A 14,103-nucleotide genomic window follows, 5' to 3' on the forward strand; every position below is an offset into this window, starting at 1 on the left:
TGCTACAGCACTTTCTGGCTGATCATTTCCTTGATGCTCGACTTGGATACGGCACCGGTTACCTGATCAACAACCTCTCCGCCCTTGAAAAGGATCAGAGTGGGAATGGCACGAATACCATACTTGCTGGGGGTGTTGGGATTTTCATCCACATTCATCTTTAAAATCTTCACCTGCCCGGTGTACTCATTGGCAAGTTCTTCAATAACAGGACCAAGAGCGCGGCAGGGACCGCACCAGGGAGCCCAGAAATCAACCAGAACAGGGAGATCGCACTGAAGGGCTTCCGCTTCGAAGGTGCTGTCGGTTACTTGATTAGCCATAATTTGCTCCTTTTTTTTCGGTCAAACTACCTGAGTTTGCTCTGACTTTCCCGGCGTGCCAACAGGCCCACAGGGTAGTCTGAAATACACGTTCGGCATGATTAGTCAATTTAAGAAGGTATTAACACGGTCAAACTCTGTCAATAAGGAAATAAAGCCGTCCCCCTCTCTTCCATGCACTGACTGAGCCCAATGAGGCATTATGCCATGCTTTACAGGCCGCTGCAAAGCAAGAAGTCTTCTGGGACTTTCCGGCCTCTTGGAATCGCCTCCAACTGGCTGTCGTGACGACGTCCATGGTCCAAAAGGATCTCTCCTGCATAGGCGATCATACGGGCATTATCCGCGCATAAAGGGAGAGACGGTACTGAAAAAAGCAATCCAGCTCTCTCGGCGCAGGTCCCGAGTATCCTACGAATCATGGAGTTGGCAGCGACTCCACCAGCTAAAATAACTGAACGAACCATCTTTTCCCGACATAAAGCTCGCTCCACTTTGATACGCAGGGTTTCGGCTATACTGAAGTTGTACGAAGCGAGAACCTGGCAGAGCTGCTCACGCAGACGCGGGGAAAGTTGCAGATCCTTAGAAGAACGAACGGACACAGGCAGTGTCCCAAGTTTCAACTCTGGATGCGCATTAACGTATTGTAAAAGAGCTGTTTTGAGCCCACTAAAACTAAAGTCTAAATTGTCGTTGTCAACATACGGGGTAGGAAAGAGCTTTGGGAGAGGTTCACTTTCCTGAGCCAGCTCATCAATAAAACGCCCCCCCGGGTACGGCAGGTTCAACAATTTGGCTCCTTTGTCAAAAGCCTCACCTGCTGCATCATCAAGAGTCCGCCCCAACAAAAAGAATTCCAGTGGCGATTTAATACGGTACAAATGCGTATGGCCGCCGGAGACAAGGACCCCCAGGGCCGGAAACTCAAGCTTTGCCTCCAGGCCTGCAGCCAAAAGATGCGCATGCAGGTGATTAACGCCAACCAGCGGTGCTCCGGTAGCCAGAGCCAAGCCTTTGGCAAATCCCAGCCCCACCAGGAGACTTCCTAATAGGCCCGGACCGCGAGCCACCGCGATACCTGTAATATCGCGATGCCCCACGCCCGTTTCCTGAAAAAGCATCTCCAGCAGCGGCTCGATAACACGCAGATGTTCCCGGGAAGCGATTTCAGGCACCACTCCACCAAAAACAGAATGAAGAGCAGCCTGAGAAGCAAGCTTTTCACCAATCTCACGCCCGTCACGCACCAGAGCAATGCCGGTTTCGTCACAGGAAGTCTCAATACCGCAAACGGTCATATCACGCCGTGCTTCTTGTAAATTTCACGCACCTTGCCCACATCGGCAGGAGAACCTATGAACAAAGGAACCCTTTGATGGAGTTCCGTGGGCTGGGTTTCCAGAGTACGGTTAACACCATCTGTTGCAAGCCCCCATGCCTGCTCAACAACAAAAGCCAGGGGGTTGGCTTCGGAAAGCAGGCGAAGCTTGCCTTTGGGCTTGCTTGGATCACGTCTGTCGTACGGATACATAAAAATTCCTCCGTACAGCAGGGTGCGGTGAAAGTCCGCCACAAGAGAGCCTATGTAACGGGAGCTATAGGGAGCCCCGTTTTCATTGTCCGGACTTTTAAAATAATCCACAACCTCTTTGGTGGCATCGTCCCAATAGGTTCTGTACCCTTCATTGATGGAGTAGATTGAACCACGTTCCGGAATTTTGATATCCGGGTGAGACAGCAAAAATTCGCCAACACTGGGGTCCAAGGTGAACCCATGGACGCCCTGTCCTGTTGTGAACACCATCATCGTGGATGAGCCGTAGATGAAGTATCCGGCGGCCACCTGTTCGATCCCCATCTGAAGCAAATCTTCAAGCGTTGCCGCAGAGTTCGAAGGTGTCTTACGACGATAAATGGAAAAAATCGTGCCAATATTGATATTGGCCTCGATGTTGGAAGACCCGTCCAGGGGATCAAATATCAAGACATAATCCCCCTGGGGATATCCTTCAGGAATCTCAATGATTCCTGCATTTTCTTCGCTGGACATGGCGCACAGCACTCCAGCCTGACGCATACGATGGATCAGGACAGAGTTAGAGTACTCGTCGAGCTTCTTGACCTCTTCTCCCTGGACGTTGATATCGCCAGTGAATCCGAGAACGTCTACCAACCCGGCCTTGTTCACCTCTCTAGCGATTATCTTTACAGCCAGAATCAACTGATTGAGCAGAGAAGTAAAACGTCCGGTCGCCATAGGGGTACGCTTCTGATGCAGTAACAGATGTTCAGTAACCGTAACCTGGGGCATTGGCTCACTCCTTCTTTGGCAGCTAGGCACTGCCAAACTATAAAGTACTATTTACCGCCTGAAACAGAAAATTCTGCACCCTTTCCACGGCTGCAAAGCTCATAACTCCCGTGGCAAAAACGGAAGCCTATCAAAGGAACCCGTTTTGAGCGGAATCCTTATCCTAATTTTAGTTCGCATAATGCCGTGGTTCCCAGGTGCCATAATATTTTCCGATTCAGACTGTTACGCCGATGTGGAAGACATTTTCCGCAGCTCGGCTACAGATCTCGAACTTCAACCCGAACAGCACCATACTGGATGGGCACTAAAACAACCAAGAACCGCTTTCTTCCGGCTGAACAGCCAAAAGATAAAACAGCTTGGTTCCTCCGAAGTAACGTGAAAACCAAATGTACGTTTTGCCGTTGGATGCAACCGAAGTTTCGCCCTGAACTTCCTCTGCTGTCAGCTGCTCCCAAGGAGCTTGAAGGAGTTCGTGGGCAGTCGCTTCATCCTTACCGGGCCACAAAATGGCATCCTTGGTAATAACGATCAGGGGACCATCGTAACCGATTGCACGTATCAAAGAACGAAAATCAAAGTGGACCAGAATTAGCCCCTGCCAATTGCGATTTTCAAAAAAAGCATTGGCGATATAGATCTCAGGGCCGAGATCAGTCTTATCGACATAGGAAAGCGGCTCACGTTCAAACCACTTCTTGCCGTAATCGATAAGGGGCTTGGGGTTGACCGGCTTCATACTTGCCACTGCACGCTCAAGCATGACAGTGCCGTTCGAATCCACAGTCTGCAACCCACTGAGCCAGGGGTAGTTACGTAGAGTCAGCTCTATCCAGGCATCATCCGGATAGGAATCTTGAGCACTCATGGTCCTGTAAAGGTTTTGCAGATGGGTGTCGACCTGAGCGAATTCCTGAGCAAGACGCTCTTGGTTCTCGTCGTTTAATTCCTTGGTATTCAGGTCAATCGTAGGTGCAGGAGCAACTCCGCTCACAACCCAACGCCAGGATTTTTTCACATCGGCGCACCCGCCGCATGCCACTACGGCCGCCAACAACATAACGAGTAAAGTGTTCCGAATTTTCATCGGGTATCGTTTTTCCCTTTATAGCAGGTTCAGTGGATGTGACAACAAATATAAAATTGTGTCTTCTTCTATCCAAACGCCACAAAATCCGCATTGGCCTTACTGCAGTAAACTATACAACTGCGACCGGCCCGAACATAAAAAACGTCGAAAGGAGTGTCTCTTTCGACGTAGCAACCAAGAACAGAAAAAATTAGCTATGCTCCAACCCCGGCCCTCGCCTCAAGCCTCTGGGCCAGAACTGCGAGCGAACGGGTCAATTTACGTTTTGTACGCCGCATAGCCTCGGTTTCCATAAAACCGGGTTCATCCTTGGAAGGGCTTTCCTGACGCTTTTCCGTCATCATCCCATTAATGGTTTCAATACGAAGCTCTATGGAGCGCACATCGGCCGGATCAGTGGCCATCTGCATAAGCTCCTTATAAATATCCACAGCCTGCTTGTAATCCCCCTGAGAAATGAGCAACTCCGCCATTGTACGTGTGCGCAAATTCCCTTCTTCCTCTTCTCCAGCCCCGGAAGAATCGCCCTTCTGTTTGGAATCCGAGGAAGCTGTCGCCTCCTGTGAATCGGCAGAGGTTGTTGGCTGCACGTCCTTCCCAGCAGGAAAGCGCGCTCCGGCAGCTGCTTCTATGCCGAGCTTGATGATCTCGGTCCAGCTGAGGGGGCTCCCCTCGATATATGAGGCTAGAAAACGTAAGGAGACAGAGGCATCAGGCGCGGAGCGATCACACTTATCGGCCCACAGAGTCCAAAAGGATGGATAACGAGCCATAGTCTCGACCACAGCTCCGATCTCCTCCATGGCATCCTCTCGTTTGCCCATCTGCAGCAGAATCTCGATAAGAAGAAGACGAGCCTCTGTGTAATCTGGATGCCGGCCCAGACCTTTACGTAGTGTATCTTCTGCCTGAAAAAAAAGCCCTGTCTCTGCATATAATTTTGCAAGCGGAAAGAAGACTTTGGACGTGCTGTCCGTGTTGAAGAGTTCCTGGAGGAGTTCTATTTTGTTCTTCATTCGCCTTGCTCTCCTGCCGTCGCATTGTGGAACGTCTCAGGAAAAAGGTAAAGGACCTCATCTTCCTTGACGAAATTCGTTTTGGAACGAATGACCTGCTCCATATACTTTTTATTGGATTTGAGCCAGCGTATTTCCCGGCTCAGACGACGGCTGTGATCTTCCGTTTGCTGAATACTGTGCAACAACCGTTCATGCCGTTGCGCCATTTCCAGATAGGCATTAACGCCTTGATCACTGATAAATAGAAGAAAGAGCAGGAAAATATTGCCTCCTGCCAGCAGCAACAAAAACAAGTGCCGCAATACCATACGTACCGACCGGTCAGTGTAGAATGTCTTTTTCGTTGTCCTGTTCCACGATTGCAAGAGGAACGCGCAACTCGTCCAAAAAATTTGCTGTCACGTCCTCGATTCGCTCTACATCCGCTTCATGAAGTTCCAGACGATCAACACTATTTAGAAATCGTTTCAGGGTCTCGAACTCACGAAGAAGATCATGCCCGTATTCAAGGCGCTGCAACTTAGGCTCCAGGTCCAAAATGGTCTGGAGGCAGTTTGTCAGTCTCATCAAAAGATGCAACGGCCTGCTTTCAGGCATAGCGACAACTCCCCCTTGTCGATACCACAGCAAAACACAATTCGTCTGCACATGCGCTTCGTGAAGGCCGACCAAAGCAGGTCGGCCATTCTCACACTTCACGACATGTTTATTCCGCAGAATCCGACCATGTCCGGTAGAAATTGTACATGTATTTTCCACCAGAAACAACCGTCATAAACAAAGCCAGGTAAAGCACAACGATTCCTAGGGGCTGCGGGTCCCAACCAAAGACGGGGTAATGCAAAATGAGGGGGCACAATGCAAATATCTGCAATACGGTTTTCAGCTTGCCGAACTTGTCCGCCGCAATGACGATGCCCTGGTCAGCAGCAACAGCCCGCATGCCTGTTACGGCCAATTCCCTGCCCATGATCAAAATCACGACCCAGGCAGGTGCCCAACCATTGTTGACCAACATGATCAGCACCGAACAAATCAGCAGCTTATCGGCAAGAGGATCGAGAAACTTGCCGATATTCGTCACCAACTTCTGCCGTCTGGCAACCATTCCGTCGAATAAATCGGTCAACGCAGCAGCTGCAAATACAAGCAAAGCTCCCCAAGAAGTCAGCACTCCGGGAAAATACAACAACAGCACAAGGATTGGGACAGCAATAATCCGCAACAGGGTCAGCTTATTGGCCAAATTAAACATAATGATCTCCCCGGGCGAGTGAATTCAAGGATTGATGCTAGCAGCTGCCTCAAGACTATTGAAAGCCTCGTCGGCCACTGCTTTGCCCACAGCCAGAAAAGCTTCTTTGGCCGGACAGTCCTGCTCCAAAAGAACCACAGGTTTTCCCATGTCTCCAGCCACTACCGTAGCCGGATCGAGAGGAATGGCACCGAGAAAGTGCAAGCCATATTTCTTGGCCAGTTCTTCGCCGCCGCCCCGTTTGAACAAATCAATGCGCTCCTGGCAATGCGGACAAATTAGCCCGCTCATATTTTCCACTACACCAAGAATATTAGCCTTGGCATATTGCAGAAAATTGACGGCCTTACGTACATCGGCCAGGGAAATTTCCTGGGGGGTGGTAACGACCACACACAGTGCGTCCGGAATTGTTTTCAGAACCGTCATATGCTCATCACCGGTTCCGGGAGGCGAGTCGATCAACAGAAAATCAAGTTCGCCCCACTCCACATCGGCAATAAACTGACGGATGGCCGAAGTCTTCATGGGCCCTCTCCACAGAACCGCCTGGTCGGGGTCCTTAAGCAGGGAGTCCATGGAAACAACACCGAGATTTTCGTTATACTGCTTGGGCTTGATCAGATTTCCCCGCCCGACGTCCAGCTGACCACGCAGGTTCAGCAGTCCAGGAACACTTGGCCCATGGATATCAACATCCAGAATTCCGACCTTGTATCCCTGTTCGGCGAGAGAAGCCGCGATGTTGACGGTTACGGAACTCTTGCCCACACCGCCCTTTCCGCTCATAATAAAGACTTTGTAGCGAATGCGCTCCAGAGTCGTATTAATCAACTGATCCTGCAATTGCTGCTTGGCGCTTTTTGCCTGTTCTCCCCCGCCGGAAGAACAGCTGCTGCATGAACTACTCATTTTAACAAACTCCTTACATTCCTTCCTACATACGCCAGAGGATATCTCCGCCGTATGCTTGAGAAATCCCTACTCCCTTCAAAAGAAAGCCGGGCTATGCGCGTTCCGATCCGCCGGACAAGCGTTCCAGCATCACGACCAGAATAAACCCCACAAACATAAACCCCAACGCCCAAAAAAACTGTGTATCAAGGTGCCGTGGTAAAATATTCTCTGTTGCCAACACGTATGTCTTGCCCTGAATAATCTTCATCCGCAAGACTTCCTTCCAGGGCCATATTTTTCGCATTGCCCCCAACATGATACCCGTCAAAAGACTGATCGTGGCGGCATGGTGACGTTGCAGCAGATAGTGAAGCACGCGGGAAAAAAGCATAATCCCCACGATACACCCGCAACCAAAGACTGCAATCACTAAAAGATTCTCGGCAAGCAGAGGGTTCTTCAGAGCGCCGGTAACAAACGTGTACTTCCCCATAATAAGAAGCAGAAAAGCACCGGAAAGCCCAGGGAGAATCATTGCACAGATGGCGATCATTCCGCACAAAAACAAAAAAGATAATGAATCTGGCGTATTCACAGGAATCAGGCCGACAATATAGTAGCTCCCAAGCGCACCTAGAGCCAAACAAACCGTGTTGACACCGTTCAAATGTCCAATCCGCTTTCCGACAACCCAGATGGAAGCCGCAATAAGGCCGAAAAACAAAGACCAAGTCTGTGTCGAATATTGATCAAGAAAAAAATGCATCAGGCGGGCCATCGAAAGCAGGGAAATACCAATCCCTAGAAGCAAAGGAAGCAAAAAGCTCAAATGCACATGGCGAACAGCACCAGAAAAATCAAGATGCAGTATTTTTTTAAAAAAAATGAAATCAAATGAACGAATTGCGTCAACAAGTTCGTCATAAATACCAGTGATAAAGGCAATAGTCCCACCGGAGACGCCGGGAACTATGTCCGCTGCTCCCATACAGATCCCTTTCAGGGTAAGTATGCCAGCCTTTAGCAAAGTCGATTTGTTTTCCATAAATATATTTATCTCGAAAATGTATTACCAGCCGTGCTGCCCGACGAGGTCGACAAACACGACTTCCTCCATACGGGTTCTGGTAAACCTTCCATCCTGCTTTTTTATTAAAACAAGCTGCTGCATTTTTCGTTGGCTGCCTACCGGAATAATCAGCCGAGCAGGGTCCCCCATCTGTTCCAATAAGGGGAGAGGGACTTCGGGGCCACCCGCGGTAACGATAATACGATCAAAAGGAGCTTCTTCCTGCCATCCCAACGTACCGTCGTCCAGCTTGCACTTCACTCTAAAGTAACGCAAGTCCATGAGGCGTTCCCTAGTGGCAAAGTACAACTCACGTACTCTTTCCACCGTATATACCTCTGCACCCATGGCAGCCAGAACAGCAGCCTGATACCCGGAGCCGGTTCCGATCTCCAAAACCTTCATGCCCGGGCTGATCTCAAGCAATTCGCTCATTCTGGCAACAATATAAGGCTGTGAAATGGTCTGCCCATATCCAATAGGCTGTGGCCGATCATCGTAAGCCTGAAGCGCAAGTGCTTCTTCGACAAATTTATGCCGGGGCACTGTACGCATGGCGTCGAGTACCGCAGTGGCACGTATGCCGCGAGCTTCTATCTGCTCACGGACCATTCGTTCTCTGTTTCGTTTCGGATCGATTCTCAAGCTGAACTACCAATCAAGTTACGATAGAATTTTCATACGATGAGGTTGCAGGCGTTACAGTTTCGACCAAGGATAACTAGTTTTGGGAAAGCTCTACAGCATTTGTCTCCGAAGTCAACTTAAAGAGCGCCCGCCATGCCTCATAATCCCGCCTCTCCCAACGCTGCGCAAATTCCTTAAACACCGCATTATTATTTTATAGCCTAGGCATGGTCCAACTTGACAGCACGCATGCGAGAGGAGACAAAGATAGTGTGGAATTCCAACAAGGAGGACTCGGATGTTAACCGTTCGCCAACTCATGACTTTAGAGCCCTATTCCCTACACGAAAGCGACAACGTCCTTTCCGCACGGACCCTGATGACCGGCAAGCGAATACGGCACATCCCTATTTTGACGGATTCCGGGACATTCTCCGGTCTGGTCACACACAGGGACCTGCTCTCGCATGCCATATCCCTGCTGGCTGATATCGACGAGCACACCCAGACAGAAATTGATTCAGGAATTCCGGTCCGGGAAATCATGCGTCGCGATGTTCTAACCATTGGCCCTGATATTCCTGTTCGCGATGCTGCCGAAATCCTTTTGGAAAACAAGTATGGCTGCCTGCCAGTTCTGGATAGCGGCAAGCTGGTAGGCATTTTAACGGAAGCCGACTTTCTGAAGCTGACCATCAGCCTTATCGACGAACTGGAAAAGAAAAAATCTCACTAGAAAATAGTGGCTATCCCCACTGTACCACCACGGCACCACAACAATAGCACTACGACTAAGTAGCCATTTTTCAGAATGTTAGCTTGATCCCCTCTAAAAAATATGCCCGAGAAAAAAGTCCGTTTGGAACATCTCCAGACGGACTTTTTTCTTGGCATGCAGCCTGTTGAAAAGAGAGCTTTAATCTCTACGTGGTAAGCACTATTCCCATAAAATTCCACCATGCCCAGTCCAATGGGAACAAAATAAGCAATGTTGCAGCCGCCAACAAAAGGCAGCATACGAGCATAACTCGATAAGAGAGTCTCCCCACGTGACCGGCAACGATAAACGGAGGAGCCTGATACGGCAGGATGACCGTTGAATAAGCGAGCACCTGAATCATGAGCAAGGAAAACAATGGAATATGCGCAGCATGTGCAATTTCGCCGGACAACGGGGCAAAAAGCGAAGGAATCCCCGGCAACGACGTGAAGAGCCCTGTCGCCATAAACAAACTGAGTATCATGGAGCTGTTTCCTACTCCACCCTCTGGCCCCAAAGGAAGTAGATGCAGGAAATTAGCCGTTATAAAATGACCAAGCCCTGATCCCCTGATGACACTCCCCACCCCGATGGCACAGGCGATGAAAAGCAATGTATCCATCCGCACCTGTCCAAGGAGATTTGCGTCTTTCAATCCGGGCACAGGAAAAAGGAGCATGACCGCAACAGCCATCCCCACCCAGCCGGGTGATATTCCATGAAGCGAGTCCAGCATCCACAAAGCCAACGCCACACAGAGCACACCAAACGTATAACGTTCTTCAAAGGCCCATTTCCTATGTGCTTCCGGCATTTGCTGGTTCTGTATTTCAGCAGGAAGTACAAATCGAATAATAGCCCATAAGACTGCGGCCTTACAGATTCCTAAAACCGGAAAATGGAGGAGAAGAAACTCCATGTATCCGATTTGTATATTAAAAAGAGTACTGGCGGCACCGGAAAGAATCAAATTTGAAAGATTGGCAGACAAAATGGAAAACGGCAGCAAGGTCGTTCCCATCACGCCGGACAATAAAATTGCCATGTACCCGTTGTCCCCCACATCGAAACCGCTATCTGCGGCAATATCCTTAAGTATGGGGAGCAGAATTATCACACGTCCCATAGCCGAGGGGACCAAAAAGGAAAAAAGTACGCTGGCCACGATGATGCGCATCAGGAGCGTGCTGTATGAGGCTTTTCCCCTCACACGAAATGACATGGCCATCCGATGGCTCAAGCCAGATGCCTGAATTGCCCCACCGATGACAAGACCGGAAAAGACAAGCCAAAATGCAGGAGTAGTAAAACCTTGAAAGATAGTTTCCGGATCTACTGCCCTGCTGACCGCAAGTGTCAGGAAAAAAAGCAACGCAGCAACACCGTCGCCCACAAGGCGAAATCCCCAGCAACAAACCAGAAAGGTTACTGCTCCAGCAACTATTCTTCCCTGAGGACCAGCCCCTCCTGTATACCAGAGAGCCGCCCATACTAAAATTGCGGAACAGCCCCACACAGCAGGGCGCAAATAACGAGGCATTTCAAAAATCCTTTCCTGCCGCTTTCCGCGACAATATCTTTATTCGAATAAGCACATAGGTTCGTGCAGAGGGAATACAAAATCCGACAGGCAGTAAAACTGCCTGCTCTACCAGAAATAAGCACAACAGCTAACTATCCTGCGCACACACCCATAAAACAAAAGTCCGTAAAATCAGTGTTTTACGGACGATAGTCGTAATCCATAAGAAGACGTACCCTGTCCCCTTTTTTGGGATAGCAATTTGACGAGGGCCCCTGGCAAACCGATTTTTCTTACAGCCCACGCTTATGAAAAAGAACTATGATACTTCCGGGGGAACAACCATTTTTCAGGTGGTGCCCACCTCTCGTTTGTCCTTCATTACATGTACATAAAATAAGGTAAACTAAGAATTCCGGGTAAGTACCCATTATCTCCGAAGTCTTCCAGAGGGTGCACAGACAACAAAAAGGCATCAGCCTTTAATAAGAAAAAAAGCAAAAAGCTTGAATGGAAAGGCGGCTTGCCGTTTTACTCGGTCAGGCCGCCCAAAGCATTTTAAAATTCGTCGGCCAGATGTTCCTGCCCTTGAACAGCACGGGCCATATCACGCAGAATATCCAGACTCTCCTGGGCTTCCCTAGGATCGAGTTTGCGAAGGGCGAAACCGGCATGAAGAATGATGTAGTCCCCCACTTCCGGTTTGGGGTCGATCAGCATGAGTGAAGCCTTTATAAAAGTATCCCCTTCCCCAACTCGACAGTTGGCGACGTCGTTCTCAATGCTTTCGATCTTTACTGGTACAGCAAGACACATACAGTTTCTCCTTGCGCCTGATTACGCCTTCGGCTGAGCGCTTCCGCCCGCACTACAAATTTCTTCAACAACCTTTTCCATAATCCGAGGCAGTCTTTCTTTGATAGGACCAGAAAGTTCCACCGCCATGGTCTGAAAATCATACGGCTCGATTCCGACAACAACCGCATCCGGTCTATGCCCTGCAATATCGCAGTAAATAAGTGTATCCACCAAATCAGTCTGATGCATGGAATTTTTGAAGGCCAAACTTTTCCGCAGGTCATCATCTGTAAGACGATACACACTGCCCGGTTCTCCATCCCCCAAAACAGCATCCACAACGATAAGATAGTCGGAATTCATAATGGGGTCCATCAGGCGCATGCCCAAAGTTCCACCATCGTACAACTCCACATTGTCGGAAAAAGAATACGACTCCTCCAAAGCTTCAATAACCCGTACTCCGAGCCCTTCATCAGTGAAGAGGATATTGCCCACGCCCATAACGAGTATGCGCGGCTTTTCCTGCGTCATTTTTGCCTCTCTCGATCTATCTAAAAAAAGTCAGTCCCATCCCAACATATATGTGCTCTGCGGCAAATGCCCGAGATCAAAAAAACAGGGAACCCACCTCCGAAAAGGCAGGTTCCCCAATATTAGGCATTCAACCGACGATGTCCACTCTTAGAGCACGCGGAACTTGTGAACTTCGTTGGTCTTGGAGTCGATGACGTGCACGCCGCAGGCGATACAGGGGTCATAGGAGTGGACGGTACGGAGCAGTTCCACCGGACGCTTGGGATCGGCAATGGGATGACCGATAAAGGCTTCTTCGATGGGGCTCATTACGCCATTGGCATCACGCGGACACAAGTTCCAAGTGGAAGGAACCACCAGCTGGAAGTTCTCGATCACACCGCCCTTGATATGGATCCAATGTGACAAAGCGCCACGCGGAACATCCGAGAAACCAACGCCGTAAGCTTCGTCGGGCATATCCCAAGGAGTGTAGATATCGGTCTTGCCGGAATTGATGTTTTCCTGAAGCTTGTCGATCCAGGATTCCATCTTGTTGGCAATGACCAGAGTTTCCACACCGCGGGCAGCCGTACGACCCAAGGTAGAGAACAGTGCTTCGGGGCCTACATTGAGCTTGTTCAGCACCATGTCGACAGCCTGCTTGAACTCGGGCACGCCCTTTCCGTATGCCACCAGGCAGTGAGCCAGGGGGCCGACTTCCGTTGCTTTGCCGTCGTAACGGGGCGATTTGAACCAGGAGTAGCGGTCCTTGTCGTCCAGGCTTGTGTACTTGGGTTCGGTAACGCCCTGCCAGGGATGGCGGGCTTCGTCGCCTTCGTACCAGCTGTGTGCAACGTGTTCCAGGATTTTCTTATGATCGAATTCCTGCACATTCGTGAGGTCACGATCAAAGATGACTCCCGGCGGGATAAAGCGGCTGTTCAGATCCTTTTCATCAGTGGGGAATTCACCAAAGGTCAGGAAGTTCGTGGTTCCACCAATACCGGCCCAGTCCTTGTAGAAGCTGGCCACAGCAAGCAGATCGGGGATGTAGACTTCCTCGATGAACTTCTTGGTTTCACGATACAAACCGATGAACTCGTTGATGCGTTCTGCGGTCATACCGTCGTAGCAGGTCACGCCGCCAACAACCGTAAACTGGGTGTGGGGGTTCTTGGCACCGAAAACAGCCATGCCACGGGCAGCCTTAACCTGAAGCTGAAGGGCTTCGAGGTAGTGGGCAGTCGCCACGAGGTTTGCTTCAGCGGGCAGATAATATGCATCGTGGCCGCCGAGGAAGTAGGCATTGGTAAAGATGCCAAGCTGACCAGTTTCAACGAAAGCTTTCAGTTTGTCCTGAACGGCTTTGAGCTGGGCAGCAGTAGTCTTACGGTTGGGCGAGATCTCATTGGCAAGCTGAGCAGCCTTTTTGGGATCAGCGGAAAGTCCGCTGACCACATCGACCCAGTCCAGAGCGTGCAGATGATAAAAATGCACGATGTGGTCATGCAGGAACTGCTGAGCCAAAACCAAATTACGGAAGATGGTGGCGTTTTCGGGAATGGAAACGCCTACCGCGTCATCCACGCAACGAACGGAGGCCAAAGCGTGGACGTTTGTGCACACACCGCAGGAACGCTGGGTGAAGTGCTGGGCATCGCGGGGATCGCGCCCCTTGAGAATAATTTCCAAACCACGGAACAGCTGAGCGCTGGTCCATGCATTGGTGACTTTACCATTAGTGACTTCGACTTCGACCCTGTAATGGCCCTCGATCCTGGTGACCGGGTCCACAATAACTGGGCCGCTGAAGTCTTTGTCAAACGGGGTGGCGCTTACGGCGGCCCCGGATTTGGCTTTGCAACCGGACATTTATTATCCTCCTGGGCTGTTAATTCACGTTCGAT

Annotated in this window: 16 protein-coding genes; 1 reads left to right on the forward strand and 15 read right to left on the reverse strand. The window is 50.1% G+C overall.

The features are described 5' to 3' along the window. Positions 1-2: 2 nt before the first annotated feature. The 11 genes from trxA to ACI0FJ_RS03985 form a co-directional block, all read right to left on the reverse strand. The gene (trxA, locus tag ACI0FJ_RS03935; protein WP_424299269.1) at positions 3-323 is read right to left on the reverse strand and encodes a thioredoxin; all 321 of its coding nucleotides are present in this window, start codon (positions 321-323) and stop codon (positions 3-5) included. Between the two features lie 212 nt (positions 324-535). Continuing rightward, positions 536-1,624, reverse strand: a complete 1,089-nt coding sequence (tsaD, locus tag ACI0FJ_RS03940; protein ID WP_424299272.1) for a tRNA (adenosine(37)-N6)-threonylcarbamoyltransferase complex transferase subunit TsaD — start codon at positions 1,622-1,624, stop codon at positions 536-538. Continuing rightward, the gene (fbp, locus tag ACI0FJ_RS03945; RefSeq protein ID WP_424299275.1) at positions 1,621-2,637 is read right to left on the reverse strand and encodes a class 1 fructose-bisphosphatase; all 1,017 of its coding nucleotides are present in this window, start codon (positions 2,635-2,637) and stop codon (positions 1,621-1,623) included. The genes tsaD and fbp overlap by 4 nt, the downstream gene beginning before the upstream one ends. Positions 2,638-2,944: 307 nt before the next feature. Then, entirely contained in the window at positions 2,945-3,727 is a 783-nt protein-coding gene (locus tag ACI0FJ_RS03950) for a hypothetical protein (protein WP_424299278.1), read from the reverse strand. A 197-nt stretch (positions 3,728-3,924) separates the two neighbouring features. Continuing rightward, positions 3,925-4,746 carry a tetratricopeptide repeat protein gene (locus ACI0FJ_RS03955; protein ID WP_424299281.1) on the reverse strand — a complete coding sequence of 274 codons (822 nt, stop codon included), beginning with the start codon at positions 4,744-4,746 and terminating at the stop codon, positions 3,925-3,927. Then, positions 4,743-5,057 carry an FtsB family cell division protein gene (locus ACI0FJ_RS03960; protein ID WP_424299284.1) on the reverse strand — a complete coding sequence of 105 codons (315 nt, stop codon included), beginning with the start codon at positions 5,055-5,057 and terminating at the stop codon, positions 4,743-4,745. Before ACI0FJ_RS03960 ends, ACI0FJ_RS03955 begins: the two co-directional genes overlap by 4 nt. A gap of 13 nt (positions 5,058-5,070) precedes the next feature. Continuing rightward, the gene (locus ACI0FJ_RS03965) at positions 5,071-5,346 is read right to left on the reverse strand and encodes a hypothetical protein (protein WP_424299287.1); all 276 of its coding nucleotides are present in this window, start codon (positions 5,344-5,346) and stop codon (positions 5,071-5,073) included. Positions 5,347-5,455: 109 nt separating this feature from the next. Continuing rightward, positions 5,456-6,004 carry a CDP-diacylglycerol--glycerol-3-phosphate 3-phosphatidyltransferase gene (gene pgsA, locus ACI0FJ_RS03970; RefSeq protein WP_424299290.1) on the reverse strand — a complete coding sequence of 183 codons (549 nt, stop codon included), beginning with the start codon at positions 6,002-6,004 and terminating at the stop codon, positions 5,456-5,458. A 24-nt stretch (positions 6,005-6,028) separates the two neighbouring features. Then, positions 6,029-6,916 carry an Mrp/NBP35 family ATP-binding protein gene (locus tag ACI0FJ_RS03975; protein ID WP_424299293.1) on the reverse strand — a complete coding sequence of 296 codons (888 nt, stop codon included), beginning with the start codon at positions 6,914-6,916 and terminating at the stop codon, positions 6,029-6,031. A 94-nt stretch (positions 6,917-7,010) separates the two neighbouring features. Then, complete coding sequence (locus ACI0FJ_RS03980; RefSeq protein ID WP_424299296.1) at positions 7,011-7,946, reverse strand: DUF368 domain-containing protein; 936 nt, start codon at positions 7,944-7,946, stop codon at positions 7,011-7,013. A gap of 24 nt (positions 7,947-7,970) precedes the next feature. Beyond that, complete coding sequence (locus ACI0FJ_RS03985) at positions 7,971-8,582, reverse strand: protein-L-isoaspartate(D-aspartate) O-methyltransferase (RefSeq protein ID WP_424299298.1); 612 nt, start codon at positions 8,580-8,582, stop codon at positions 7,971-7,973. Positions 8,583-8,895: 313 nt separating this feature from the next. On the opposite strand from ACI0FJ_RS03985, the gene ACI0FJ_RS03990 reads away from it, so the two are divergent. Beyond that, on the forward strand, positions 8,896-9,333 hold the full coding sequence (locus ACI0FJ_RS03990) for a CBS domain-containing protein (protein WP_424299301.1): 438 nt from the start codon (positions 8,896-8,898) through the stop codon (positions 9,331-9,333). 187 nt (positions 9,334-9,520) lie between these two features. Here ACI0FJ_RS03990 and ACI0FJ_RS03995 read toward each other — a convergent pair whose 3' ends face one another. From ACI0FJ_RS03995 to ACI0FJ_RS04010, 4 genes are all read right to left on the reverse strand, one after another. After that, positions 9,521-10,897 carry an SLC13 family permease gene (locus ACI0FJ_RS03995; RefSeq protein ID WP_424299304.1) on the reverse strand — a complete coding sequence of 459 codons (1,377 nt, stop codon included), beginning with the start codon at positions 10,895-10,897 and terminating at the stop codon, positions 9,521-9,523. Between the two features lie 540 nt (positions 10,898-11,437). Continuing rightward, positions 11,438-11,695 carry a HypC/HybG/HupF family hydrogenase formation chaperone gene (locus tag ACI0FJ_RS04000; RefSeq protein ID WP_424299307.1) on the reverse strand — a complete coding sequence of 86 codons (258 nt, stop codon included), beginning with the start codon at positions 11,693-11,695 and terminating at the stop codon, positions 11,438-11,440. Positions 11,696-11,716: 21 nt separating this feature from the next. Beyond that, positions 11,717-12,211: a HyaD/HybD family hydrogenase maturation endopeptidase gene (locus ACI0FJ_RS04005; RefSeq protein ID WP_424299310.1), complete on the reverse strand. Its 495-nt coding sequence runs from the start codon at positions 12,209-12,211 to the stop codon at positions 11,717-11,719. A 150-nt stretch (positions 12,212-12,361) separates the two neighbouring features. Next, positions 12,362-14,068: a nickel-dependent hydrogenase large subunit gene (locus tag ACI0FJ_RS04010; RefSeq protein WP_424299313.1), complete on the reverse strand. Its 1,707-nt coding sequence runs from the start codon at positions 14,066-14,068 to the stop codon at positions 12,362-12,364. Between the last annotated feature and the right edge of the window lie 35 nt (positions 14,069-14,103).

Origin of the sequence: Desulfovibrio sp. 7SRBS1 (genome assembly GCF_049723905.1) — a bacterium.
Taxonomy (GTDB): domain Bacteria; phylum Desulfobacterota; class Desulfovibrionia; order Desulfovibrionales; family Desulfovibrionaceae.

Excerpts from the sequence above, each read along its gene's own strand:
- ACI0FJ_RS03965 (WP_424299287.1), bottom strand. The coding sequence starts at position 5,346 with ATGCCTGAAAGCAGGCCGTTGCATCTTTTGATGAGACTGACAAACTGC.
- ACI0FJ_RS03995 (WP_424299304.1), bottom strand. The coding sequence starts at position 10,897 with ATGCCTCGTTATTTGCGCCCTGCTGTGTGGGGCTGTTCCGCAATTTTA.
- ACI0FJ_RS03975 (WP_424299293.1), bottom strand. The coding sequence starts at position 6,916 with ATGAGTAGTTCATGCAGCAGCTGTTCTTCCGGCGGGGGAGAACAGGCA.
- tsaD (WP_424299272.1), bottom strand. The coding sequence starts at position 1,624 with ATGACCGTTTGCGGTATTGAGACTTCCTGTGACGAAACCGGCATTGCT.
- ACI0FJ_RS03950 (WP_424299278.1), bottom strand. The coding sequence starts at position 3,727 with ATGAAAATTCGGAACACTTTACTCGTTATGTTGTTGGCGGCCGTAGTG.
- ACI0FJ_RS04005 (WP_424299310.1), bottom strand. The coding sequence starts at position 12,211 with ATGACGCAGGAAAAGCCGCGCATACTCGTTATGGGCGTGGGCAATATC.
- ACI0FJ_RS03980 (WP_424299296.1), bottom strand. The coding sequence starts at position 7,946 with ATGGAAAACAAATCGACTTTGCTAAAGGCTGGCATACTTACCCTGAAA.
- ACI0FJ_RS03985 (WP_424299298.1), bottom strand. The coding sequence starts at position 8,582 with ATGGTCCGTGAGCAGATAGAAGCTCGCGGCATACGTGCCACTGCGGTA.
- ACI0FJ_RS03990 (WP_424299301.1), top strand. The coding sequence starts at position 8,896 with ATGTTAACCGTTCGCCAACTCATGACTTTAGAGCCCTATTCCCTACAC.
- ACI0FJ_RS03955 (WP_424299281.1), bottom strand. The coding sequence starts at position 4,746 with ATGAAGAACAAAATAGAACTCCTCCAGGAACTCTTCAACACGGACAGC.
- pgsA (WP_424299290.1), bottom strand. The coding sequence starts at position 6,004 with ATGTTTAATTTGGCCAATAAGCTGACCCTGTTGCGGATTATTGCTGTC.
- ACI0FJ_RS04000 (WP_424299307.1), bottom strand. The coding sequence starts at position 11,695 with ATGTGTCTTGCTGTACCAGTAAAGATCGAAAGCATTGAGAACGACGTC.
- ACI0FJ_RS04010 (WP_424299313.1), bottom strand. The coding sequence starts at position 14,068 with ATGTCCGGTTGCAAAGCCAAATCCGGGGCCGCCGTAAGCGCCACCCCG.
- fbp (WP_424299275.1), bottom strand. The coding sequence starts at position 2,637 with ATGCCCCAGGTTACGGTTACTGAACATCTGTTACTGCATCAGAAGCGT.
- ACI0FJ_RS03960 (WP_424299284.1), bottom strand. The coding sequence starts at position 5,057 with ATGGTATTGCGGCACTTGTTTTTGTTGCTGCTGGCAGGAGGCAATATT.
- trxA (WP_424299269.1), bottom strand. The coding sequence starts at position 323 with ATGGCTAATCAAGTAACCGACAGCACCTTCGAAGCGGAAGCCCTTCAG.